Source organism: Photobacterium sp. J15, from assembly GCF_963870815.1.
Taxonomy (GTDB): domain Bacteria; phylum Pseudomonadota; class Gammaproteobacteria; order Enterobacterales; family Vibrionaceae; genus Photobacterium; species Photobacterium marinum.
Genome location: NZ_CAWMUI010000002.1, coordinates 1,463,522 through 1,487,610, shown reverse-complemented (window position 1 = coordinate 1,487,610; position 24,089 = coordinate 1,463,522). Strand labels below are relative to the sequence as shown.

Here is a 24,089-nt window from a genome sequence, read left to right as displayed (position 1 = left end):
GGAAGGAGCATTCGGGGAAACGTATGAAGACTTTTAAACGGGCTTTGCCTGCATTAATACTGGCGTTGTCTGCGTCTGTTGTTTCTGCAGGAGAAGTGGAAGTTTTGCACTGGTGGACTTCTGGCGGTGAGGCAAAATCTGTGTCTGTGCTGAAACAGAAAATTGAAGGTCAGGGTAATACCTGGAAAGATTTTGCGGTTGCAGGCGGTGGTGGTGAAAGTGCCATGACGGTTTTGAAAACCCGAGCTGTTTCAGGAAATCCGCCGTCAGCTGCGCAGATTAAAGGTCATGATATTCAGGAGTGGGGGAAGTTGGGTTTCCTCACTGATTTGAGTGATGTCGCTGATGCTGAACATTGGGATCAGGTATTGCCGGAAGTCGTGACTAAGGTGATGAAATACGACGGTAATTATGTCGCTGTGCCGGTTAACGTCCACCGGGTTAACTGGCTCTGGGTGAATCCTGATGTATTGAAAAAATCCGGAGCCAAAGTACCGACAACACTGGATGAGTTTTTCATTGCCGCAGAGAAGGTGAAGGCCGCAGGCTTCGTGCCTCTAGCTCATGGCGGTCAACCATGGCAGGACATCACATTATTCGAGGCTGTGGCGTTGGCCGTTCTGGGAGCTGAAGATTATCAGAAAGCCTTTGTTGATCTTGATATGGATGTGCTTTCCGGCGACAAGATGACGGAAGTTTTTGTCCAGTTTAATAAAATGCGTGATTACATTGATCCTCAGTATCGTGGTCGTAGCTGGAATGCAGCTACCTCAATGGTGATTGATGGTCAGGCAGCGATGCAGATCATGGGTGACTGGGCAAAAGGTGAGTTTGCAGCGGCCGGTAAGATGCCGGGTAAGGATTACCTGTGTTTGGCTGCTCCGGGTACAGAGGGGCAGTTTACCTATAACATCGATAGCTTTGCTTTTTTCAAACTGAGTGATGAAGAAAACCGTAAAGCGCAAAAGCAGCTTGCCAGAACCATTCTGGATAAGGACTTTCAGGAGATCTTCAATCTAAATAAAGGTTCGATTCCGGTTCGCCTTGATATGGATATGAGCAAGTTTGATCAGTGTGCGCTGGATTCCATGGCAACATTCAGGGCGACCTCCACTAATGGTGAGCTGGTGCCAAGTGTATCTCAAGGTCTGGCAACCACAAGTTATGTTCAGGCGGCGATTTTTGACGTGGTAACTAACTTCTTTAATGCCAAATCACCGGATCCGCAACAGGCAGCAGGCAAATTAGCCCGCGCAGTAAAATCGGCGATCTAAGTAACTATTTCCCTTCATAAACGGCCTAAGTTCTCGGGGCCGTTTTTTTGTTTTCATTCGTACACCACCTTAATTACTTCATATACTTAGTGTGATAATTCTTCTGTTTGGAATTAAAGGGGGAGGTGAAAATGAAGTTGCTGTTTCTTGTTCGTCATGCAAAGTCTTCCTGGGATAACCCAAAGCTGGATGATCACGATCGTCCTTTAAGTGAACGCGGCATGAAAAATGCGCCGGAAATGGCTTTTCGGCTTGATGCCTGGCAGTTAGGTCCACAGCTTATTGTTTCCAGTACAGCACTACGAGCTGCTCAGACAGCGTCTTTTTTTGCTCAGGGGCTTTCCGGTAAGCCAATACTGGAAGCATGCTCTTCGCTTTATACCGATTCACCTGCAGTGCTGTTGGAAGTGATTCAGAACAGCCCAAATGAAATTGATCGATTGATGATTGTTGGTCATAACCCGGCAATGAATGAGTTAATCAGCCAGTTGGATTTTGATTTAGATAACCTTCCGACGTGTGGAGTTATCGTGTTTGGTCTTGAAATCGATAGCTGGAAAGACATTGATAATGAACCTGCGATAGCGCTTTATTATGATTATCCCAAACGAAAGAAGCCAAAAGTGAACCATAGTGGAAAATAATTATATGATTTGCTTGATGTTTAATCGGTTGGTTTTGTTTTATTGATATTGTGCTTTACAATTTTCCGTAAGCTATATAATATTCGCCGCACTTACGGAGAGATGGCTGAGTGGTTGAAAGCACCGGTCTTGAAAACCGGCATACGTTTGTAGCGTATCTAGGGTTCAAATCCCTATCTCTCCGCCACATTCTAGAGGTTGGGCGCAAGCCGGGCTTCAAACAGAATTGGAGCGGTAGTTCAGTTGGTTAGAATACCGGCCTGTCACGCCGGGGGTCGCGGGTTCGAGTCCCGTCCGCTCCGCCACTGATTAAAGCCCTTGTCGAAAGACAAGGGCTTTTTCGTATGTGTTAATATTTGCACTATTACAACAGTAGGTTGCAACAGCTATCAGCTTGCCAGAGAAGCCTTAACGGTTACACCGCTGCCTGTATCCGGTGAGATGATTAATTTAATACTCGTTGCATAGTTATCTAAATCATCCACTTTCACTGAAGACGGGCTATCTACGCTGTAGATTTTTATTTCCTTGTCATCGGTCTTTGGTGTAAGGAAGATGGTTTGTTCAGATTCTACTTTTTTACCTGTCCAACGGAATGTGGTTACAAACACTTCACTGTTATCAATTTCCAGATAAGTGCTATCGCTTAGTGAATAATTTCCACCATTACCTTTCTCTTTTCTACACTCATTTTCTTTAGTGCACAGGTAATCGTCTATCTCTATTAGAGCGTCTAGAGATTCAACTGGTTCTGGTCTAGAGTCATTTAAATACGCTGCTATTTGAGATTCGATTTTACTAAGGGTTGCTGCAGAAAGCAGTGTTCCTGTAAATCCACCACTAATTTCGTTAGAGATGCCCTTATTTTGATTACTGGTAATAGTGGCCGTCTCATTAGAGTTGATGGTTAGTGTAAATTCAAATCCACTATTGGATTTCGCTCCATGTTTGTCTTCCGCATACATGGTCATACGATAGCTCTTAGAGTCAGTTTCAGGGATAGGATATTCACCGGATCCAAAACTATAAGTGCCCGTATCTTGATCTGGGCCAGCCAACTCTGGGAGTTTACTCTCTTCTATAGCTGAGAAATCAGCTGAATTTAGATGTAGCTTTACAGTTACAGGCTCATCAGAGTCATCGGAAAAGAGTTCAGCAAGATTTAGGTTGTAAGCTGTAAAGGTATAATATGCAGGTGTAATCCCAAGCCCAAAAGCGCTCCAATCTTCCTCGTCATTAAATGCATCACTTCCCTCCGCTTTATCAACCAGCTTCTCAAGAAGTTGTGAAACTACAGCGCTGTTTGCTTTAAACTGAGGTGCCGTATTTGCTACCTGCTCCTCTGTTACAGTTACATCAAACTCAATTGATTTGGACTTATACTCTTTATTTTCAATCGTCTTCTTAACATAAAGTTTGAACTCGTATTTTCCTTTTTGTGAAAAAGACAGAGACGGAATGGTTAAAACATCGTTTTTAAAGGTAATGTCTGTTACTACTGACGTTGCGTCAAACGTGCTACCTACCAGTTGTTGTGTTAGAACATAGGTAACGTCAGCTTCTGTGTTGTTATTATCTGTAATATTGGTAATTTCAACATTTGATAGTTTCAGACTTGCCGATTTATCGCTACGTGCATCTGCTGCTTCCGAGATTTTTGCACTTAACTGATTTCTGAGGTTTTCAGACATAGCAGACAACGGTTGAGGAATCTCTTTCAGCACATTGCTGTCTATTTCTTTTACAGGCTCATCGGTATCTTTGTTGAATTCATTGATATTGGCTTCAATATAAACCGCAATCTTTTCAAGATCCCCAGTGGCAATATCCCCATACGTCTTTAAAGATCTGGCAATATTAATTACTTGCTTCTTATTTAATGATTGCTCTTCATCGTTTACGCCAACAAGTAGCTGAGCCATGGTATGCAAACTTTCTGCTGCATCCTTCACTTCAGCTGTTTTTTTAGCTTCAATATAATCACTTGTAAGAAGCGTAGTAATGTCGTCTGAACTAGAGTCAAGATGCAGGGCTCCGGCCAGTTCCGATTTTGCCAGTTTGATAGCTTCTTTAATCTCTTGTTCAGTTGCAGAAGTGTCCAGCTCCTTGATGGTATTATGAATGTAAGTCGTAAGCGGAGAAATAACCGGAGAGTCAACTGAACCTAATAGCTGAGGGGCTGGTGAATACAGAGTATATCCTTCGGTCAACGTTTCCCCAGGATTATCTTTGTCTATTGTTGCAGTGTCAGTGACCGCGCAGTAACCATCTGATAGTTCGCTTTTTTCAATGGTCACTTGCCCGTCATTGTTGGTTGTTCCCAACAATTTCCCGTCTTTAAGACAGGTGCCTTTTTCGTCCTGTTTATAAATCTTTGCATTGATCAGATAACCGTCCATTGCAGTTACGGTAACTTTGTCCTGAGTTGCTGTAGCTTTGTTTTCCTTATCAGAAGAATTGCACCCGGCGAGTGCAACTGTGCACCCAACCAAAGTCGCGATAAGTTTTTTATGAGCCATTTTAGCCTCTTTTTGTAGTTGTTCTACGTACAGTCAATTTATCGATATGACAAATCGGATGCGCAATGATAATGATAATGCGAATGGTTTTCAAATGCTGTGATGAGTTTACTCATTACAGAGCTTCAGCAGAAATGCTTGGGAGCTTTTGTTTGCATAGAGTTGTGTTCGTCCTTCGGACGAGTGAGAACCGCAGAAAGGTCTGCCATTGTTCGACCCAAGAGGAGTGCTCCTCTGTCGCTCCGACGATGATTAAGGCTTTTCAACAACTATGAATTGATTAGTGGAGGTAGTTTATGTCGTTCTGACAGAGTACCCTCAAATTAAGCGGCACCCAATTCGGTAATCGTTTGGATTGGTGAAATCGAGGAAATTGATGATTAAACCGCGGAACAGTATCAACTCAAAATTATATCTCAAACAGAACACCTCCGGTGAGCCGGAGGTGTTTGTTAGTAAGCTAGTTACTTACTGCATGATCGTGAGCTTGGGATGCCTGTACCCTTGAACTCTAAATGGATACGTTCCACCTTGGATAGGTCATAGTCTTTCATATTTTGTAAAGCAATCGACCACGTGGTGAATGGGGTAGGCTCAAAATAAGCAAAAGCATATTTCTTAGCCACTTCACCGTCGGTGATGATACTGATTTGTTTTTCAAGAGGTTCATCTAAACGGTTATCATCCAGTTGATAATAGAATGAACGTGATAGTGGTGCAGCGTTGAATGTAAATTGCTTATCTTTCAGTCTGTCCTGGTATGCGCCGTTGTTAGTGATATCCAGGTAAAATTCCTGGCCCGCGGCTAATTCACTGCCTTGTAGTACAGCTCGCACTGTATTCAGGCGAACGCGGTCATAGCGGCAGAAAGCAGCTTCATCCAAAGGAAGGTTAAAGCTTAGTTCGCCAGTTGAGGTAAAGTTCTTTAATTGGGCAGGATCAGTAATGTTGATACTTCTAATGGTAAAACCGTGCGGCTCCGGCTGGAATGAGGCCATAGCCAGTGAGTATTCATCCTCAAAGGTTGCCCAATCAGACTTATAGTCGAGATAGGATTTGTTCAGGGCCGGCTTAACCTTACTTTCTTCCAGCGCCCAGTACTTAAATGCTTCGCGGTAATTGACCAGAGCTGCATACATAGGGCGTTTGAAGTTATTTACTGCCCGCATGAAGTGCTGTTCAAGTTCGGATATTGCCGCTTCGTTCTCTTCCATTTCGGCGATGAGATCTGTTACTCGCTGTTGCTGACGTTGGTTAACTTCGGCTGTGATCATAAGATCGATTAAGCGAGACTGCTCGGTGACCAGACGTAGCTGCGCAGAGTTGATTGACTTGCCGTAAACGATAAGCTTTTCAAGTTCAGCCAGATAATTACGTGCACCGCGAATGCCCAGGCTATCAGCAAAGCGCAGGTTATTGCGGACATCAATTAACAGCGCATCCCAGGCGTCATTGCTCTCTTCGATAGAAGGGACATCGAAGTTGAACTCGTTGACCACACCGACCAGTTTGCCGTGAACGATATTCTTTTTCACTTCATCGGTCAGCTTGGCGATGCCGGCAACTGATTTAGTGATGTTATCGATTACTGACGTTACTGATTTGATGTTGGTCGCCAGGTTTTTCATTTTATCAGCGGCATTAGGAACTTCTTCCGCCAGTTGTTTAGTTAGGGCACTGGCCCCTTCAAGGTTGCCGACAAATACACCGGTAACTGCACTACCAAGGTTAGCAATTGCCGAGAATATTTCGAAGGCAGCCTTGAGTTCTTCTTTACGCTTCCAGTTTTCAACACCAATCAGGTAGGTGGAGCGAGCATCAAATACAGCTTCTTCCTGGTTGTGGTAACGTTTTTGGACGCTTTTTAATGCTGTTTCCAGTTTGCCGATCGTAACATTAGCGTGATCAATGATTGATGATTCGGCCTTGGTTGCATCATTCAGTTTGCTCAGAGCTAGCTCAGCAGATTTTTTGCGCTCGGTATTACCAGCGCTGCGGTCCATAAAGCGATCATACTGCTGTTGGTAATCCTGCATGACATTGAGGTACGTACTGTATTTTTCGCTGTATAGACGATGATCCAGATAAGGAACATAGTTATTATTGTGACTGGTAAACTCAACAAATTGCTTGAAACCTGCGGTCTGCAGATAAAGGTTTGCCAGTAGAGGGTTGTCATCCAGAATAACGGATGAAGCTCGCATGCTTTTTTCGAGCCATGCCAGCATTTGGATACTGAGCTGTGGGTTCTGATCATAGATCAGTGCTGCCATATCGAAGGTTTTATTGAATATTTCCTCATGTGCGAGTGGATTCATCTGTACATAGCCGGAAATATCCCCGGTGATTGAGGTAACATCGCGCTCACCACCTGCCATGGAGATAGTTTTTCCCCAGCCCGTCATACTGGAGTCCAGAGTGTCGAGCTTAACAGAGCCATTGCTTAAGCTTGAAATAATATCGATTTGAGCCTGGATATCTTCGCTGATCACCGTGATCATTCCGGCACTTTCCGGTGAGCCTTCAAGATTTATAACACCATTGCCTGCTCCGATGATTTGGCGGGCGAAAATAAATACGGCTTGATTTTCAAGTGATAAAACAAAGTCGGATGGAATTTCCAACGTATCGGCAACCACAACAATCATGGCTTGTTGATTAAGGATGACCTCAGGACGAGATAAGACTTCGGTTAAATTAAGGTAGAGATCAGCCGCCACTATTTCTGTGCTGCTGGTGGTCATGATTTTAGATTGAAGCGACTGGGGCAAGTTTGTCGGTTCAATCAAATGGTGAATGTCGGTCCATTCGCTTGCCTGTGCCTGAACACCGGCAAGCAGCAGACTTGTTGCTAACGCTAAACGGTACATAAATAGAATAACCTCAGGGGTTAACCGAGTTTGATACCCGGTTAACCATCAAAATGAAATATAAAGGGAATGTATGAATTAATCCGCTTTCTCGACGTAAGCGTTTTGTGCAAATTGCTTGGCTTTTACACTGATTTCTAACCAGTTTTTCTGAACCTGACCAAGGTTGATAGTGGTAAGCATACTGGCCAGCTTGGCCTTGGCATTTTCAATTCCGCGTGGACCTTGTGATTTTTCCAGCAACTCAAGTACCGTAGTAAAGTCGCTGTTTATTTCCTGCCAGTGAAGTTTTAATTCATTGACGTGAGGGATCACTTGCTCGACGCTGTCTTTGATTGTGGTAATGCTTGCTGTGGAGCGAGAGAAAGAGCTGTAAACGTGTTCACGATAGGTTAAATCTTTGGACCACTTAGCCAAATCATCTTGTAGTTGATTTCTTTTAAATCGGGCTTTTTCTGCTTTGTCACCATATACGCCCATTACAGGAATACTGGCCAGAGGGAACCAAATATAAGCAACGGCAGAAGCGGAAACTTTAACGTTATAGTCATATTCTTCGTTAAGATCCTGGATATCAGCTTCAAGTTTTTTAATTTTGGCTTTTAGTTCACTGCCGTCATCATCAAGAAATTCGCTATGGCTATCTTTTAAGGTAGCAAGTTGGGCATTTTCAGTTTCCAGGTTGGTAGAGAAATCATTGAGCTGTTTGACAACATCACTGACTTTGTTTTGGCGATCTGTTGCCATTTCATTTAATGTTTTTAGTTGCTCTATCGCAAAATCTCGCCACATTTCGGCTTCAGAAGTATCTTTGGCGTTGCGCATTTCATTTAGAGATTCAAGTACTGGGATGATTAAATCACTATGAACACTTGCGTAATTCGATAAATCAAAGGCTAAATCAATAACGCCGGGATAAATATGACGTTTCCACTGATCTGCCGTGTTATGGATGCGTCCATATTCTTCTAGCAATGGCTGGAAATTGGCAAAAGGGACATCATCTGGAATGGCAAAAGCCATCTTCATTGAACTTTCAGTAACAGGTAAACCGAGAGCACCTTCGACATAAACTTGAATTTGAGCCCACTCGGATTGGCTGAGAACGAACTTATCTGATTTCGCATCGATAAATTGTCCGTAATCTCCAACAATGGTGTCATAACTTGCAGGAGTTATATCTGGAACCGAGGCTGTAGCGAGGCCGCTAATACCCATTAAAGAAAGACAAACAGTGGTTGCCAACAGGCTTTTTTTTAGCTGTTTCATATTTTTATCCCAACTTCAAATTGGCTAATGTAATGGTTATTTCTCTTATCATATTTGTCACACACAAACTGGGTGTGTAAGCGCTCGAAAGCATATTCCCCTAAGGAATCAATTGCTAATTTGAATGGTGTTTTTCTGATCTTCAATCCATGAACAACATAATCAGTTAAAACTATTTCATGGATTAAAATCACGTTTTATATGCGCAAGGAAAATAACAATTAAACAAAAGTCACAGACTGCAGGGACATAGATCGATAAGACATTAATATAGGATCTAATGCCGCTTTTGAAATCAACTATAGGAGTAGTAAATTTCTGATTATGATTGCTTCTTAATAACAACCTTTAGTTTGATATTTATTTTGTACGATAAAAATGTTTTTTTGACGTTATCCTGTTTCATCTAAAGGGTGAGTATTAATCATTTGAAAGGCGCTTATTCAAGATATTAATATATATTCAAGGTGTTCATTTCAAATCACTATGATTTATTGATTTACAACGTCGTGTAGAAAATAAGATCCAATCGAGGGTTAAGATGAAATTAAAAAAGATAGCGACAGCTATGATTTTTGCTACCACTTTTGTCGCTGGTTGTAGTAGTGACGATAGTTCAACTGAAACTTTAGTAACATTCCATAAACCAAAAGCTGACTATAAATTTAATGATTTTGAGTTAGCTGAATTGTTATCCGAGAGAGCTTATCTACTTGTCGGGATTCTTACCTATAATGGTAAGAGCTATCATGCGATATATGGACAAGGTATCGCAGATAATATGTTGGTAATGTTTGAAAATCGTAATGATAAGAGCGATCGAATCAGTATGCTTATTCCGATTCAACCAACTGACTCTAGTTATTGTGAGTTATTAGGCGAGAATTCATCTACAAGCTTTAATTGTAAAATAACTAATGTCATATCCGAAGATGAGCATATGAGAACCTATCAGGCAACAAGTACATCTGGTTCTGAAAGCTTTACTCTTGAAGTTAGTGAATATCTTTCTTATATGGGTTCAACTGCATTCGAGTTGATTGATAATGGGAGTAGTCAATATGTTATTAAGACACTAAGTCCGTTCTCTAAATATGGCTATAATGATACAGATCTTGCCTTCTCATCATATGTTGAACTCTCAGCGATACTGACTCGTGTCGGCAAAGGAAATGACATTAGTTTAACGTTTGACAACCCAATATCGGGTTCATCCGATGATGATATAAATATGTATACAGGGCTCATGATTCGTGATTATGGCTTGAGTACTCATATTTCAAAATCAGGCTCGGTGTTTTCTGGAGGAACTGATCTATTTTCAGCTGGTGTGAAGAGAACAATTGAACTCAGAGATGAACAGTTATCTGTAGAACAAAATAAGCAAATTGGTGTGCATTCATGGTCAGAAGATAACGATCAAGGTGAGGAAGTTGACGCAACTGATATTCCTTACACTGATGTCTCTCACCGTAAGCAGGCAACATACTTTACGAAGATGCTCGGTGATGATGGCCTAGGTTTTTATATGTTTACCATTAAATCAGCACCTGCTGATGGTGAACATTATATGACTAAAGATGAACTCAATAAGTATCAGCTTGTTACCGAAATAAACTGATAGCATATGAGTAAACCAGTGGTGTTATATTAAAGCACGCCAACATAGATATAATTAGTTCGTGTGAATTATTATTAGGCGAGTGCTGAGTTATCCCTTACTCAGCACTCATTATTTCTTTTAACCAGTTCACAAAAGCTTTAACTCTTGGGTTCTGATTATTTGATGATGTGACTAAATAATAGTAATGAGGGCAATCAACTTTAAGCTCAGGAAATGGTGTGACAAGTTTACCATCTTTAATGTATTTATTTACTAAGCTACGTCTACCCATTGCGATTCCAGCATTATTTATTGCTGCAATAATTGATAGGTCCGAACGGTCAAAACCAATATGACGATTTATAGCAACATGATTTAGAGAAAGTGATTCAGACCATAGCTTCCATTCATTAAAATCTAATTGATTTCCCCATGCTTGTCTGTCGTGAAGCAAGGTACATTTTCCTAATTGTGATGGGTTATTAAATAAGTTGTGATTCTTTGCATATTCTTCACTACAAACAGGAAATATAGATTCACTCATTAAATATTGATAATGAAGACCATTAGGTGGATTATCGTCAAAGTAGATAGCTAGATCAATATTATGATTATTGAAGTTTATATTTTCATTACCTGTCAGTATATCCAATGTAATGGATGGATACTTGTTGTGGAAATCAACCAATTGAGGGATTATTAGCTGCTGAGCTATAGATGGGCGAGAATATATGACTAATGAACCTGTAATATCATTACTGTTTATTTCTGATATTTCTTTATTCAAAAGGTCGAATGACGTTTGTAATATGCTATATATTCTGCCCCCTTCACTAGTTAATTTTACCTTTCGATGCAATCGTTCAAATAATTTGAACCCAAGCTCTTCTTCAAGGCTTGTAATTCGGTGACTGACTGCACTTGGCGTTAGCGATAACTCTTCTGCTGCCATTAAGAAAGAAAGGTGACGTGCCGCCACTTCAAAGGTGTGTAACTTAGATAGTTGCCATCCATTTAGTAGTACACTTCCTTTCAACGGAATATTCTTTGTAAACATAAGACTAGCAAGCTTTTTTTCTTGATGGTGTTTGATATGCAACAAACCTACTTACAGATTCTGTTTGATTTTTGTTGAAAGGAAAACAATTTGCCACATTTCTAACTTTCATGGTGTCTTAATTTGCGTTTGTGTTGTTGATTGTTTTGTTAGTTTACGTCGCAATAATTGCGGTTGCAACTATCTGGTTGTGATTTGTGGTTTCATTTGTTTGTAGGTAGTTGAGTATATAGGTCAAAAAGGCAGCAAAAACGAAGGTAAGTTCTTGAATATTTGTTTTGTATTAATGTTTAAATCAAGCTCTGTAACTTAAGTATTTTTCCCCAACAAACAGATTGCTAGCAGATTAAAGCTTTTTAAATCACTTTAAAACACCGTTCAAAACTGATAAAACTATCTGCACTATGAACGTTGGTAATGATTATCAATAGATATATCAACTCAATGTATTGAAATGCAGGTTTAATATGGAAATACAACGGTTAGTTAAACCCTGGGGCATGGTATTTGCGACATTGTTGCTTGTCGCATGTCAACGGGAAACGGAGCCTCAGTCACAGCCGCTTCAGGCTGATAGTCAGTGGGTTCAAGGACAATTGGAAAACGGAATGCAGTATCATTTGCGCTCTGTTAACGATGAAAAAGTATCCCTCCGTCTTTTGGTTCATACCGGTGCGGTTAATGAAACCGCAGCACAGGCCGGTTATGCGCATTTTTTAGAGCATATGGCATTGCTGGGAGGTGAAAGTTTTGGTGCTGAGCGGGTTGAGGCTATGTTTGAAGAGGCCGGCGTATCATTCGGCAATGATTTAAACGCTTTTACCAGCCACGAAACCACTCACTATCAAATCGATCTTCCAAACAATAAGAAAATTGAAAGTGCAATTACCTGGCTGAGTGATATTGCCACCGGTAAGTTAACGCTGGATCCAGCTCTGATTGAAAATGAGAAAGGGGCGGTGCTGGGGGAATTCCGATTTGCTCAACTTGAAGATAAATCAGCCGACCAGAAATTGTTTGAAGCCCTGCTGGAAGGCAGTGATTATGAAGGACGCGAAGTTCTTGGTACTCAGGAAAACATCAAGAAAATTGATCGTGCAAGCCTGCTGGCGTTTTATAAGGCAAATTATCTGCCGGAGAAAACAGAACTCATTATCAGCGGCGACATTGATCGTATACAGCTTGAGCCAATGATTGCGAAGTCTTTTTCTTCTGGGCTGAATACGGCTGGTAAGCCTGAATCAACTGCATCGAATTGGGGTGAAAAAACTATTGCGCCATTGAATACTGAGCCGATGTTTGTATCAGGTTCTGCCGGTCAACATCCTGCTTTGGCACTATTGACTGAACTCAGTGATCGTAAGATGACAACGGAATCTGATTACCAGACGATGTTGATGGAGCAAACAGTGATACAGGCGATTGCCGAGCGGTTGAATGATCGCCGAATGGAAACACAGGCACCGCTGCTCAATATTTTCGTTGATCGTTCACTGATTATTAATCGCTACATTGGTTATATCGTTGCTGAATTCACTGAGTCAGATCGTTTAGCTGCGCAGAAATTTATGGCTAAAGAGCTGGCTTCTCTGCGTGATCATGGTGTCAGTAGTGTTGAGCTGACTACGATCAGACAAACTTGGCAAAATGATATCAATAACCTAGATACTAACTGGCAAAATAAGAACGCTATTGATTACGCAGAGGATCGTCTTTATTCACTGATCGATGGTTATACATTAATGGATAAAGAAGCGATTCGACACCAGCTACAACAATTTGTGAAAAGGCTGAGCAAGAAACAGCTTAATCAGGCTATCAAAGATTACCTGACTTCTGACTTTAAGCCTGTATTTGGCTACACAAGGGAAGGAAATGCGCAACCGGCAAAAGATTCATATTCACTGTTCCGAGAGCAGTTTGCAGCTTCGGGTGAAATATTAGTCGTTTCGTCAGCCTCTGTAGATGCCTTTCCGGAACCTGAGAGGGGAGGAGATATTAGCTCCTATACAGCGGTCGAGCCGACTCTTCATCGCTGGATGTTGGCAAACGGTATTGAAGTCTGGTTAAAACAGATGCCGGAAGCGGGAGAGAATGTCTTTATCTACTTGATGTCTTCTGGTGGTCTGGCTGCTCTACCTCCAGAGCTTCATCATGCAGGTGATATGACAAACGCAGTATTTGCTAGGAGTGGTCTAGCAGGTATCAGCGTGGCGGATTTTGATAAGCTGCTACAACGTCACGATATGTATCTTGAACCAGTGGTATGGCCAACATCGCATGGTTTATATAGTGAAGCCGCCAAAGGTGAATTACCGTTTGCTTTCTCTGTGCTGTATCAGGCAATGACAGCGGCAAAGGTAGATGAGTCACAGTTTTATGCGGTGCAAAAAGAGCTGGCTCTAAAGCAGGATAACTGGCTGGCATCGCCACAAGGTAAGTTTATTAATCGCTTTGTTGGTTCATTATTTCCGTCTGAAAGTCCGTATTTGGTTATGACCGGAGCTGACTATCAAAAGGTAGAGCCAGAGCAGGTGCAGGCAGTTGTCGACCTCTTGCTAAAGAAAAACCGTAATTTCAAGTTGGTGGTGAGTGCCGATATTCCAGCAGAAGAGTTTGCCACAATGATTAAGCGTTATTTTGGCGGAATTTCGATGGAACCGGCAGTACCTGTAACGGACTATAAATCAAATCCTAAGGTATCTATTGCATCCCTTGAAGTTCAGGAAGCGGTTGATAATACAGTTAATTACCTCTACAGCCTGATGTCAGAGGGACAGCCGAAAACGACTAAGGACAGATTTACTGCTGATCTCGTTTATCGCCTATTGAACAAGAGATACCGCGATACACTTCGAAATGCTCAGGGGCTGAGTTATAGCCCGTATGTTAATCTGACTTGGTTTGATGGTAGTGGACAGGCGATAGTGGAATTCAACATTAACGCTTCGCCCGACAAGCTGGAGGCGGTGAGAAAAGGAACGAGCCAAGTTCTTAATGAGGCGAGAAAAGGTTTCACTGAGGAAGAGTTTAAAATCGTGAAGTCTCAATTGGCGTCAGATCTGAAGTCAGGACTTACTAATGCTCATGAGCAGGCAAGAATGTTGAGCAGCTACGTACTGTTTGATGCAGACCCGTTAGCTGTTGTTCACCCAGACAAAGTTCTTTCATCGCTAACATTGGATGAAGTTAATGCTATGGCTCAACGCTTGATTGGTGGAGAAACTCAGCAAATGGAAGGTGTGTTGTCACCGAAGGTTGAAGAGAAAGTTGGGAGTTGATGCTCTCGGATTAATTTAAGACGGGGCTATGAAAGAGATGATGGGGGATACTATTTCCCATCATCTCTCCCTGCGAAGGCTTTTTCTGAGTTATGTCCTCAGTTAGTATTTCACGGTACAAGTGTTATTAAAGCTTTCTGGAACAATGACTTCGAATGTCTGGATGTCGTTGGGCCAGGCGCTGGCTTTTCCATTGCCGATATAATATGAACGTCCCGCATCTGTAATATCAAATCTTACTGCCTTCCGCCCAGGTTCAAATACAGAATCAATGCAGGTTGGATTCTGGAAGTATTCGCGAGGGTAATTATCTAATATAAGCTGTGTAAACGAATCATGCTTATGTACCCAGTTGCTTGGTGTTGCCTTAATTCCGTAATCGTCTAACATCACTTCAAGCTGACTCAGCCATTGTTCTGAAACACCGACATTATGTAAGCCCAGCGACGGGTTCAAGCGGTAATTATTATTGGCTGAATCAACAAATAGATTTATATCCGAAGTCACTCTATCAATGCCGCTATTTAAGCTAGATTCACTGGATATCTTTCCGTCTTTTACATAGTTGTTGTAAAGACGAGCGGGAGTACTTGTACTGAAGCTCTTGTTTACCTGAATAGCAATATCCGCTGAGTTAGTTGTGGCAAGGTTGTTGTAAAAATGCATATTGCTGCTGGCGGCTTTTTCGGTAATACCGGCCGGGTAAGGATCTGTGCGGGTTGGATCCGAAACAACTGTATTATTAAACACTTTGATGTTTGGTGTCGGCTTTAATCGGATATGATCTTTACCGCCAAAAAGCACAAGGTTATTGGAAACGGTGGCGGTTAGCTGTGTATCGGTAGTTTGGTCGATAAGAATCGACTTTCCTTCATCAATAGTCAGGTTTGCAAAGGGTTTTCCAGCCCATGAATAGATATGCTGCTCCACTCGAAATAATAAGTTTCCGGTAAAATTAAATCGGTCTGTGTCGGGCTCATCAGGAGTGCCAAAGTTTTTCTCCCACATCCGCATGATGCCATGACCACCTGTGAGAGAATTGTGCCCGATATCATAGATGATATTCCCTTCAACAGTGACATAGCGGCCATCACGTATGTTGACACCTTTCTGGTAGGCATTATGGATAACGTTTTTGCGGACAATAATATGCTGGCCGTTGATATTAAATCCAGTTCCACCAATTCGTTCTTTTAATGGTGTTTCTGCGGTCTTCCACCAGTCAAGTTTTATAACGTCTTCTTCAGTGAAATCATCAGCGTTACCGTCAAGCTCGAAGCCTTCAAAAATAAGATGCTGATATTGTTCACCCAGTCCATTGTTAACTAAGGGGACTTCTATACCTGTACCTGTAAAGTTGAACTTTACTCTTTCACCGGCTAGACGGGTAAATGTAATGGGGGAACCTTTGACACCTTTCGCCAGAATTTTACCGCTACCGTTATGGTCGCTGGTCAGTGAATACTCACCACCTCTGATATAGATAGTATCGCCGGCATTGGCTTGTTGGGCGGCATAACGCAAGCTTTTATAAGGTTGAGTGATTTTGCCGCTCGTGGAGTTGTCGGTGCCGTGAACCGGATCGACGTATATTCCTGTTGGGTTAGTTTTATTTGAGCTGATATTTATGGATAGCTCTATTTCTTGTGATTGATTATTACCCGATATGGTCAACTTAACCTTATGCTCTCCGGCCTGAGCAAGTCCGGGCTGCCAATATAATTGTCCGGTTGTATATTGAATGGTTAATCCGGCGGGAGGGTTAATAAGTTGGTAGCGTTGTGCGTCGGAAAATAACGAAGAAGTATTAAGTGATTGCTTTATATTGAAAACTAATGGGCTGCCTGTTTTTCCGTCAATGCGTACATTATGTTCAGAGTTATTATTATTCTCATTTGTTTGAGTATTCTCTGTATTTGTTTTTGAGGGTGATGAGCCGCTATTGCATCCGGATAACACAATTGAAATAAGAGCCAGAATGCATATTTTATAAGTCAGTTTATTTGTAAAGGCAGATGGCATTTTAAGTGTTCAGGCATATTAATTTAGGGAAGTAAAAGATAACAAAATTGCCCATTTTTAGTAAGTTGTATTAATACAAAGCTGTATTTTTATCTGGTTGTTATGAGTCATGAGTAATATAAATTATGTTCTTGTTGATAATGGCTCTTATTCGGTGGTAACGGGTGTAATGAATATTTGATCACCTAAATAATTGATATTAGAAATTAATTGGCGAGTTTCCTGATGAAAAATCATTGATAATTAAAAATTATCAAAATAAGAAATAATGATAATTTCTGGTTCTGAAGTGTTGCGCGTAATCTTTGCTTCAACGAAAGGGCGATGCCCAAGAGATGAATGAAGAGGTTTATATGTCTGATTCAATGCCAACGCCATACCCAAGAACGTTTTCTCACATCGGTATTTCTGTGCCGGATCTGGAAGCTGCAGTGAAATTCTACACTGAAGTACTTGGCTGGTACCTGATCATGGAGCCAACGGAGATCGTGGAAGACGATTCAGCTATCGGTGAAATGTGTACTGATGTGTTTGGTGAAGGCTGGGAGCGTTTTCGAATAGCCCACCTGTCAACTGGCGATCGTATTGGTGTAGAGCTGTTTGAGTTTAAGAATCAGGAAAATCCAGAGAACAACTTCGAATACTGGAAGACCGGTGTTTTCCACTTCTGTGTTCAGGATCCGAATGTTGAAGAGCTGGCGGAGAAGATTGTTGCGGCAGGTGGTAAGAAGCGTATGAAAGCTCCTCGATATTACTATCCGGGCGAAAAACCATATCGCATGATTTACATGGAAGACCCGTTTGGCAACATCCTTGAGATATACAGCCACAGCTATGAACTGCATTACGCAAGCGGTGCGTATAACTGACTGGCCGTTATTGTCTGAAATGAAGTGTCATCCTTTCTCAGGATGACACTTTGATATTAAGACACTGTTAGTGAATGGATGCGTGGCTATAAACCTGTGATGAAGGTTTAATCGCTGACTTTCGGTAATCTGACGGCGTCATGTCATAGAACTTTTTGAAAAGCTGACGAAAATGCCTTGTGTCGTCATAACCAACCAGATTGCTGATTTGCTCAATTGTCAGGTTGGTAGTATGCAGCTTATCTTTAGCGTGATTAATCTTAATTCTTTGGATGTACGCCATTGGTGTTTCATTTGTTGCGGCTTTAAATCTGCGCTTCATTTGCCGCTCACTTAAGTGACATTGCTTAGAACATTCAGACACGCTTAGCTGAGTTACGTCTTGGTTGTGCATCCAGTCTTGCAGCTTAAAAATCAGAGCATCGCTGTGCTGTTTGTAAGGCCTGAAGGTATTATCACCGCCATGCTCCGGCACCAGCTCTTTTCCGTAGAAATACTGTTCGCATAGGGTCTTGTGTTCACTTCCCCACAGTCCTTCAATAACAGCAAGGATTGCCTTGTCGTGTGAGTGAATGCCCGAAGTACACAGCACATTATTATCCTGGGTGAAACGTTGATCTGTCACCAATGTCGCTTTGGGATAGTTATCGCGAAATAGATCAGCATACATCCAGTGTGTTGTGGCAGTTCGGTAGTTCAGAACACCGGCTCTGGCCAGCAAGAAAGCACCGGTACAAATGGAAACAGTAAACTGGGCCTGCTTGCTAAGTGAATTTATCCACTCAAACGTCGCGCTGGTGCATTTATCGATATGTTCATTGGGATCGCCAATCGCGCTGATCAGCAAAATATCTGTGTCTTTTACATCAGTAATTTTTGATGTCGGGTGTAAAGTCAGTCCCCCAATGCCCTGCACGTCAGAATCATCAACGGTGACGATAGTGATTTCCGGTGGGGATAATTTCGCCAGTTGGCAAGCGGCAGATAACATTTCCAATGGACCTGTCAGTGAGGTCATCGGAAATCCCGGAAATGCAAGAGCAGTAATGTGTAATGGTTTTTCAATATTGTTATTGTGATTTAGTCCCAAGGCTTTTTCCCCTCATAATAACGCCATTTGATAATGAAAAAACGCAGGGGTAAACACCAATCATGTTTTATCAACTTTTCTAAAACCACCAATGCAACAGCACGCTATGACGGAATAGCAAACTCGAAGATGAAATGAATTGCATTGGTGTTGATATGATCGCTTATCATTAATAAACAACAACATATAGTAGATTCATTACTCTAATTTTGGGTTTTTACCAAATCTGTGTATTCGTTGTTAGATTGATTACTCTACTTTTGGGTGGCGATTTTTAGTGCATTTTGCAAGAAAGCTGGGGGTGGGGAACCCGGATAAGCTGTCTCATTATCTTGCGCATTGGGAACTCTTTTATAGAGACTTATTACATTCACTGGGCTTGATAATCATGGTTGTGTTTGTAAATTCAACAACCAATCTTAACCTCCAATAAGAACGGTTGGCATACCCATTACAATAGTACCGCCGTGAGCGGTCAGGTCTCCCATTCGAGCGGCAGGTTTATTATTTATCAGAACCGTTGCACTTCCTTTTACGACGCTGTCAGGCGGGCCGACACAGACGCACATTTGTCCCATAGTGGCTGCCGGTAAATTGCCAATCAGTACTGTTGTCGGCATAGGGAGTAGCGGACCACCCACATGGGGAATAGGAACCACTGCCGGTGTTTGCATCGGGCACATATGCATGTCAGTGGCGCGTGCGGCAGGTAACATGTTCTCTCCTAGATTTGTCCGTTTCCGCCCATGGCGATATTTAAACCAATGTCGACAAAGTTGCTGTAACGTTCTTTGGCCTCTTCACCATCCGGTAATACTGCTGTCAGGTTAATGCAGCCTGCGACGGCCTGTGCGTAAAGGTATTCAGGTGGCGGGACAACTGGCTCTTCTGGCTTGGTCATACTGCCGCCACTCCAGAAGGCTGCCTGAGCACTCCATCCAGCTCCAGATTCCAATCCGGCGATTTCTGCCATCTGTTCAGCAAATCGACGACTGGTTTCATCCGGCGTATGTACCCATGCTTTAGCTGCCCGGATAGCATTCCATTCATCTTCCTTCCAGTCATTCCGGCTTGCAGCACAGCAGCAGGCCCACCATACAGCTTCACGTACCGGTAATGCATGGGCAAGGTAAGTAATGGCATCCGCAAAAAGCTCAATTGCCATTGCGGCTTCAATCAACGCCTGCGGTGTTGTGCTCTCCTGTGCCAGTTCACAAAAAGGTGCGTTTGGCGCATACAGCTTTAAGATGTCCTGGGCATTCTGATAAGGGACTTTAAGTAATTTCATTAGTTGATCTTTGCAATTGCACCTTGAATTTGTACCATGGCTCCGGCTTTAACTTGGGTCATTGCGCTGCCATTAATTGTTACCATCGCGCCTTTCAAATCGGCTTTACCCTGACCTTCAACACTTACCATTGCGGCTTTCATTTCGGCTTTGCCCTTACCATTAATAGCGATTTGTGGTGCATCGATTTTGATCCCGCTGGCGCTGATTTCGATCTTGCTGGCACCAACTTTCAGCTCGATTTTACTCTTGCCGGTAATCGATACTTTGCTGCCATCAACAGTGACAGAAGATTTCGCTTTCAGCGCCATATCGGAACCTGCCTCAAGCTCTAGATTCTTGTCACTATTGGCTGACAGATTCTCTTTGCTGCTCGCTTTAAAGGTTTTCTCAGTGCTGATCGCAATATCTTCTTTAGCTGTCAGTGTGGCCGTTTTTTCAATTTTGGTTAATGTCTTACCTTTTACTGTTGCCGTGCAGTCATTATTGATATCAAGTACCAAATCTTTCTCGGCATGCAGAAAAACCTGCTCTTTGTCTTTTTGATCTTCAAACCGCAGCTCATTGCCCTGTTTACTGCTGCCCTTCGGTGTTGAGCGGGTTTTGAGCCCACTTTGTGTTGCCGCCGAGTAGGGGGCTGCGTTTGCCTTGTTGTAGATTGAGCCGACAACAACCGGACGATCCGGATCACCATCAATATATTGCACGAGTACTTCATCCCCGACCCGAGGGATAAACTGGATGCCGAATCCTTTACTGGCAAGCCCCTGAGAGACTGGCAGCCAGCAGGATGTGTTTTCATCTTTCTTGCCCAGCCTGTCCCAGTGGAACTGCACTTTAATTCTACCGAGCTTATCGCGGTAAATTTCTTCGCCTTTCGGCCCAGTTACCGTAGCGGTATGGACACTATGAACTCTCGGTTTGATGATCGGAGTTGGCCGATAAGGAGAAGATGCAGGCAGGCACTGAAAATGATTTTTATAAAGTACCTGTTTGCCTGACTCTTCGCAGACAATGGAATGCGTGATTTGCGTGACCACATATTCTTGATTGAAGCTACTGACCGGGTGCTTCGCAAGTTTGAATTTTTTCCCGCTGGACAGGGCGGCGATATGAGAGCTGGAACTTGCCGTACTTTTATCGACATCCATGGCTTCCATCTGGCGCTTTACCGCAGAGCGGATTTCACTCTTATCTTCAAAACCATTGCCGAAATGATAAGCACTCAGGCCGGTCGGGGAGTGATTAAAGGCACTCTTTCTTTCGCCACTCTCGAAGACTTCAGCCAGCGCTTGTGTATGATCGGCCAGCGAGACTTTAGCTGTGCCGATACTGGCTTTTTTCGTCCATTCGCTGACAACTCTCGCTGTATCGCCAGAGCCGTCGAGGTAGTGAATCGTACTACTTTTAATTGCATCAAATGATTGGTTTGAATCTGCAATGACAATGACGGGCTTACTTCCCTTATTATCAAGATGGTAGTGCCAGCCTTCGGATGCTAACAGTCGTTGTACGAATGCCAGATCGGTTTCATCAAGTTGTACACAGTATTCATGTTTACTGCCGTTACCGGAAACCGAGAACTTGAAGTGACTTTTAAAATCAGACTCACCCAACAGTTTTTCAATGATCTGGCGGGTTGTCATCTTCTGGAATATCTGGCGGTTATGGCGAAAAGCCAGTAATGAGAGTGGATCTGCAGCCTGAATACTATAGAAGAACAATTCTTTCTCTGTGCTATAGCCGATGAGTTCGAGGCTGGTTACCAAACCAGGGAAATGTCGGGTTTCGGTGGCTTGTTCAAAAGTCACGTTCATGACTTTACCCAGCACTTTGTCGCCAATTTCATCGTTTGACGCAACAGATAGAGATAAATGCGTACCGTGTGAAATTGATTCTTTGCACTCAAGCTGGGTTACGACATAACTCTTGTTATCTGCGAGCTTGACGGTCAAAGGACGAGATTGATAAAGCAATTTGCTATTGGCCATATTCGTCGTAATTCCTATCTGTAAAACACAGTCAATGTTTCTAAATTAGCTGTTGCCATTAAGAAACCTGCTCGCCAATAAACACTCTGTTGAGTAATGAAATATGACATGAAAGGTGTAGTAATTATCTTAATCCAGTACAGGTCTAAATTAATTAGGGCTGATTGCGTAATTAATCTATTTCCTGTTGCAATTAAATTCAAGAAATATCGATGTGATTTCTATTCAGCCTTTAGATTAAGTTAAAAGTTACTAAAGATATATTTAAATGGCAATTTAAAGTAGAGCAAAAGTTCTAATTTGTAGTTTGAATAGGTGGTAACCCTAAAGTGGTATGTGGGTGTTTAAATATATATGCATCATTGTTTAGTGCTGCATGTTGATTTGCTTGTATGACAAAATAATGCGTCAAAACTGACACCCTTAGATGGCATAAATGCCCCCTTTTTAATGCTTGGGTGATAGATATAATCGTGGTGAATCAACAATTCGTAATGATACGTTTCATCGGATTACATTCAGAACAGTTAAAGTTTAAACGTGTCGAAAATATGTCTTTGCAGTTGTCCGCTTCATTTAATTCGTAAAATAAGATCGAAGTGAACGTTATTGTATAAGCATTAAAAATATGAATTATTAAAGCCTTGCTAAATTAGCAAGCTCTAACATTACATTCTTTTATTTGGCTATAAGTCATGGTGACTCGAACAAATATTTTTAGTGTAGATAATTTATCCTGATTGGAATGACATTGGACTCTGAATTAAATAAAACCATTACAAGTGCAGAGTTGATGTAGTAGCAGCCTTTTTTATCCCAAGGAAATTTCATCTGAAACATTATTCAGGTGATATAAGAAGAATAACAAAGCAGGTCCGAATGCTTTTCTCACAGCAATATATTTCTGAGTTACTGACTCCGATTAATGAGGCGTCAGCATGCGGCGTTTATTTGAAAGCGGATCGGGGAGCCTTCCGACCACTGAGAAACGAATTTAACGTTGCGCAAACATCTTTACGAAAGTTAAGCCAAAACCCGAGCAGCGAAGAAATTGAACAGCTGCAGGAAGAAAACCTGCAGAACTGGAATGTGCTGTCGGAAAGCCTGATGAATAATTTTCGTCATGTCACCAGAGATATTGAACTAATCGCCTGGTTCATTGCCTCGCAGGTGGTGCTGGATAACTCCTTAGACAGCACAGCTAACAGCCTTAACTGGCTGGCGGATCTTATTGAACAAAACTGGGATGAGTTAAACCCGGTTTTACCGACCGCCAAGCTGAAAAGTGACAGCGAGTCCGGTCAACAGGCTGAGCAGGCAGAAGCAAAGGTTAAAGCATTCTTCCAGTTAGCGGGAGAAAGTGAAGAGAGTACTTTGTTGTATGCGCCTTTATTACTGTTGCCATTGATCGGCGATGTAAGCTTCTTTGATTATCAAAGTGCTGAACGTAAAGGCGAAGTTAGCCAGCTTAAGCAACAGGTTAGCAGCATGGTTGCTCATGAGCGCAGCGCAATTCAGAACAAGCTGGAAAATTCAGCTCGCTGCCTAGAGCAAATCGAACGTCTGGGCAATGTTGTCAGACTTAAAGCTCAGGCCGCTGGTGTTCAGGCCGCAAATCTTACCTTCCTGAAAACACTTTTCACCAAGTTCGACAATGCACTTCAGCAATTGTCGGGAATGAAAGTTACCCCGAAAACGGAGAATCCGGTGGCAGAGCAAAAGACCGAAGCTACGACGGTTGAATCTGTTCAGCCTGCACCGACGGCCGAAGCCGCTATGGTGAATACGATGGCTAATGCGGTGGTTAATACGGTTCCTGCCGAGCAGGGTACGCCACTGACACTCAGCGCCGGCAACCTTTCTCAAATCGCACAAGCGAACAATATGAATCGCGACTTGGCCTTTCATTTGTTACGCGAAGTGTCTGATTTCTTCCGTCAAAGTGAGCCACACAGCCCAGTCTCCTTCCTTCTTGAGAAGGCGATTCGCTGGGGTTATATGTCATTGCCTGAGTTGCTGCAGGAAATGATGGCAGAACAGGACGGTGACAATTTAAGCAATATTTTTAATGCCGCAGGGCTTAACCATCTCGATCAGGTTTTGTTACCGGATGTCGGGATTCCCGCTGCTGACATTAGAAACTCTTCAGCGCCTGCTGAGGCTCAGCCTGCTCCTGTGGAGGCAAGTGTTGAAGCTCAGGTATCAGAATCTTCCAGTGCTGATACTCCATCAAAACAACAAAGTGACAACAGCACATCATCAGGCTTAACAGCTCTGAGTTGGTGAGTATCTTTGTGAGAAATTAAGGAAAG

General features: G+C 42.5%; 15 protein-coding genes and 2 tRNA genes. 8 read left to right on the top strand and 9 right to left on the bottom strand.

All coding sequences use genetic code 11. The features are described 5' to 3' along the window. Positions 1-23: 23 nt before the first annotated feature. The 4 genes from AACQ93_RS23675 to AACQ93_RS23660 all read left to right on the top strand — a co-directional run bounded on the left by AACQ93_RS23675 (position 24) and on the right by AACQ93_RS23660 (position 2,223). On the top strand, positions 24-1,274 hold the full coding sequence (locus tag AACQ93_RS23675) for an ABC transporter substrate-binding protein (protein ID WP_064609382.1): 1,251 nt from the start codon (positions 24-26) through the stop codon (positions 1,272-1,274). A 131-nt stretch (positions 1,275-1,405) separates the two neighbouring features. Beyond that, the gene (locus AACQ93_RS23670) at positions 1,406-1,918 is read left to right on the top strand and encodes a SixA phosphatase family protein (RefSeq protein ID WP_064609381.1); all 513 of its coding nucleotides are present in this window, start codon (positions 1,406-1,408) and stop codon (positions 1,916-1,918) included. 96 nt (positions 1,919-2,014) lie between these two features. After that, positions 2,015-2,105, top strand: a tRNA-Ser gene (locus AACQ93_RS23665). Positions 2,106-2,146: 41 nt separating this feature from the next. Next, positions 2,147-2,223: transfer RNA gene (locus tag AACQ93_RS23660), tRNA-Asp, on the top strand. An 84-nt stretch (positions 2,224-2,307) separates the two neighbouring features. Here the strand turns inward: AACQ93_RS23660 and AACQ93_RS23655 are convergent. The 3 genes from AACQ93_RS23655 to AACQ93_RS23645 form a co-directional block, all read right to left on the bottom strand. Continuing rightward, a complete protein-coding gene (locus AACQ93_RS23655; protein WP_064609380.1) occupies positions 2,308-4,437 on the bottom strand; it encodes a hypothetical protein in 2,130 nt (709 codons plus the stop codon). A gap of 464 nt (positions 4,438-4,901) precedes the next feature. Then, positions 4,902-7,307: a hypothetical protein gene (locus tag AACQ93_RS23650; protein WP_064609379.1), complete on the bottom strand. Its 2,406-nt coding sequence runs from the start codon at positions 7,305-7,307 to the stop codon at positions 4,902-4,904. A gap of 78 nt (positions 7,308-7,385) precedes the next feature. Continuing rightward, a complete protein-coding gene (locus AACQ93_RS23645) occupies positions 7,386-8,552 on the bottom strand; it encodes an alpha-xenorhabdolysin family binary toxin subunit A (protein ID WP_198160253.1) in 1,167 nt (388 codons plus the stop codon). 565 nt (positions 8,553-9,117) lie between these two features. Between AACQ93_RS23645 and AACQ93_RS23640 the strand changes: the two genes are divergently transcribed. Next, positions 9,118-10,197 (top strand): hypothetical protein, encoded by a 1,080-nt coding sequence (locus tag AACQ93_RS23640; RefSeq protein ID WP_064609376.1) that lies wholly within the window; start codon positions 9,118-9,120, stop codon positions 10,195-10,197. 97 nt (positions 10,198-10,294) lie between these two features. Here the strand turns inward: AACQ93_RS23640 and dsdC are convergent, their stop codons facing one another. Then, positions 10,295-11,236, bottom strand: coding sequence for a DNA-binding transcriptional regulator DsdC (gene dsdC / locus AACQ93_RS23635; protein WP_064609374.1), 942 nt, complete (start codon positions 11,234-11,236; stop codon positions 10,295-10,297). A gap of 467 nt (positions 11,237-11,703) precedes the next feature. On the opposite strand from dsdC, the gene AACQ93_RS23630 reads away from it, so the two are divergent. After that, positions 11,704-14,517, top strand: coding sequence for a M16 family metallopeptidase (locus AACQ93_RS23630; RefSeq protein WP_064609372.1), 2,814 nt, complete (start codon positions 11,704-11,706; stop codon positions 14,515-14,517). Between the two features lie 102 nt (positions 14,518-14,619). On the opposite strand, the gene AACQ93_RS23625 is transcribed toward AACQ93_RS23630, so the two are convergent. Continuing rightward, positions 14,620-16,539: a putative Ig domain-containing protein gene (locus AACQ93_RS23625; RefSeq protein ID WP_064609370.1), complete on the bottom strand. Its 1,920-nt coding sequence runs from the start codon at positions 16,537-16,539 to the stop codon at positions 14,620-14,622. A gap of 365 nt (positions 16,540-16,904) precedes the next feature. Here AACQ93_RS23625 and AACQ93_RS23620 point away from each other — a divergent pair, with 365 nt between their 5' ends. Then, complete coding sequence (locus AACQ93_RS23620) at positions 16,905-17,408, top strand: lactoylglutathione lyase family protein (protein WP_064609746.1); 504 nt, start codon at positions 16,905-16,907, stop codon at positions 17,406-17,408. A 67-nt stretch (positions 17,409-17,475) separates the two neighbouring features. Here the strand turns inward: AACQ93_RS23620 and AACQ93_RS23615 are convergent, their stop codons facing one another. The 4 genes from AACQ93_RS23615 to AACQ93_RS23600 form a co-directional block, all read right to left on the bottom strand. Next, positions 17,476-18,498 carry a GlxA family transcriptional regulator gene (locus tag AACQ93_RS23615; RefSeq protein WP_157097651.1) on the bottom strand — a complete coding sequence of 341 codons (1,023 nt, stop codon included), beginning with the start codon at positions 18,496-18,498 and terminating at the stop codon, positions 17,476-17,478. A gap of 419 nt (positions 18,499-18,917) precedes the next feature. After that, on the bottom strand, positions 18,918-19,214 hold the full coding sequence (locus tag AACQ93_RS23610) for a PAAR domain-containing protein (RefSeq protein ID WP_007462761.1): 297 nt from the start codon (positions 19,212-19,214) through the stop codon (positions 18,918-18,920). An 8-nt stretch (positions 19,215-19,222) separates the two neighbouring features. Then, positions 19,223-19,786, bottom strand: a complete 564-nt coding sequence (locus AACQ93_RS23605) for a DUF6931 family protein (RefSeq protein ID WP_064609368.1) — start codon at positions 19,784-19,786, stop codon at positions 19,223-19,225. Further along, positions 19,786-21,777 carry a type VI secretion system Vgr family protein gene (locus AACQ93_RS23600; protein WP_064609366.1) on the bottom strand — a complete coding sequence of 664 codons (1,992 nt, stop codon included), beginning with the start codon at positions 21,775-21,777 and terminating at the stop codon, positions 19,786-19,788. Before AACQ93_RS23600 ends, AACQ93_RS23605 begins: the two co-directional genes overlap by 1 nt. A gap of 879 nt (positions 21,778-22,656) precedes the next feature. On the opposite strand from AACQ93_RS23600, the gene AACQ93_RS23595 reads away from it, so the two are divergent. Beyond that, positions 22,657-24,063 carry a type VI secretion system protein TssA gene (locus AACQ93_RS23595; protein ID WP_064609364.1) on the top strand — a complete coding sequence of 469 codons (1,407 nt, stop codon included), beginning with the start codon at positions 22,657-22,659 and terminating at the stop codon, positions 24,061-24,063. The last annotated feature ends 26 nt before the right edge of the window (positions 24,064-24,089 follow it).

Bases quoted from the DNA above. Each gene is read 5' to 3' on its own strand.
- dsdC (WP_064609374.1), bottom strand. From the start codon at position 11,236: ATGTTTACAAAGAATATTCCGTTGAAAGGAAGTGTACTACTAAATGGA.
- AACQ93_RS23675 (WP_064609382.1), top strand. From the start codon at position 24: ATGAAGACTTTTAAACGGGCTTTGCCTGCATTAATACTGGCGTTGTCT.
- AACQ93_RS23640 (WP_064609376.1), top strand. From the start codon at position 9,118: ATGAAATTAAAAAAGATAGCGACAGCTATGATTTTTGCTACCACTTTT.
- AACQ93_RS23650 (WP_064609379.1), bottom strand. From the start codon at position 7,307: ATGTACCGTTTAGCGTTAGCAACAAGTCTGCTGCTTGCCGGTGTTCAG.
- AACQ93_RS23620 (WP_064609746.1), top strand. From the start codon at position 16,905: ATGCCAACGCCATACCCAAGAACGTTTTCTCACATCGGTATTTCTGTG.
- AACQ93_RS23610 (WP_007462761.1), bottom strand. From the start codon at position 19,214: ATGTTACCTGCCGCACGCGCCACTGACATGCATATGTGCCCGATGCAA.
- AACQ93_RS23655 (WP_064609380.1), bottom strand. From the start codon at position 4,437: ATGGCTCATAAAAAACTTATCGCGACTTTGGTTGGGTGCACAGTTGCA.
- AACQ93_RS23600 (WP_064609366.1), bottom strand. From the start codon at position 21,777: ATGGCCAATAGCAAATTGCTTTATCAATCTCGTCCTTTGACCGTCAAG.
- AACQ93_RS23605 (WP_064609368.1), bottom strand. From the start codon at position 19,786: ATGAAATTACTTAAAGTCCCTTATCAGAATGCCCAGGACATCTTAAAG.
- AACQ93_RS23625 (WP_064609370.1), bottom strand. From the start codon at position 16,539: ATGCCATCTGCCTTTACAAATAAACTGACTTATAAAATATGCATTCTG.
- AACQ93_RS23670 (WP_064609381.1), top strand. From the start codon at position 1,406: ATGAAGTTGCTGTTTCTTGTTCGTCATGCAAAGTCTTCCTGGGATAAC.
- AACQ93_RS23595 (WP_064609364.1), top strand. From the start codon at position 22,657: ATGCTTTTCTCACAGCAATATATTTCTGAGTTACTGACTCCGATTAAT.
- AACQ93_RS23630 (WP_064609372.1), top strand. From the start codon at position 11,704: ATGGAAATACAACGGTTAGTTAAACCCTGGGGCATGGTATTTGCGACA.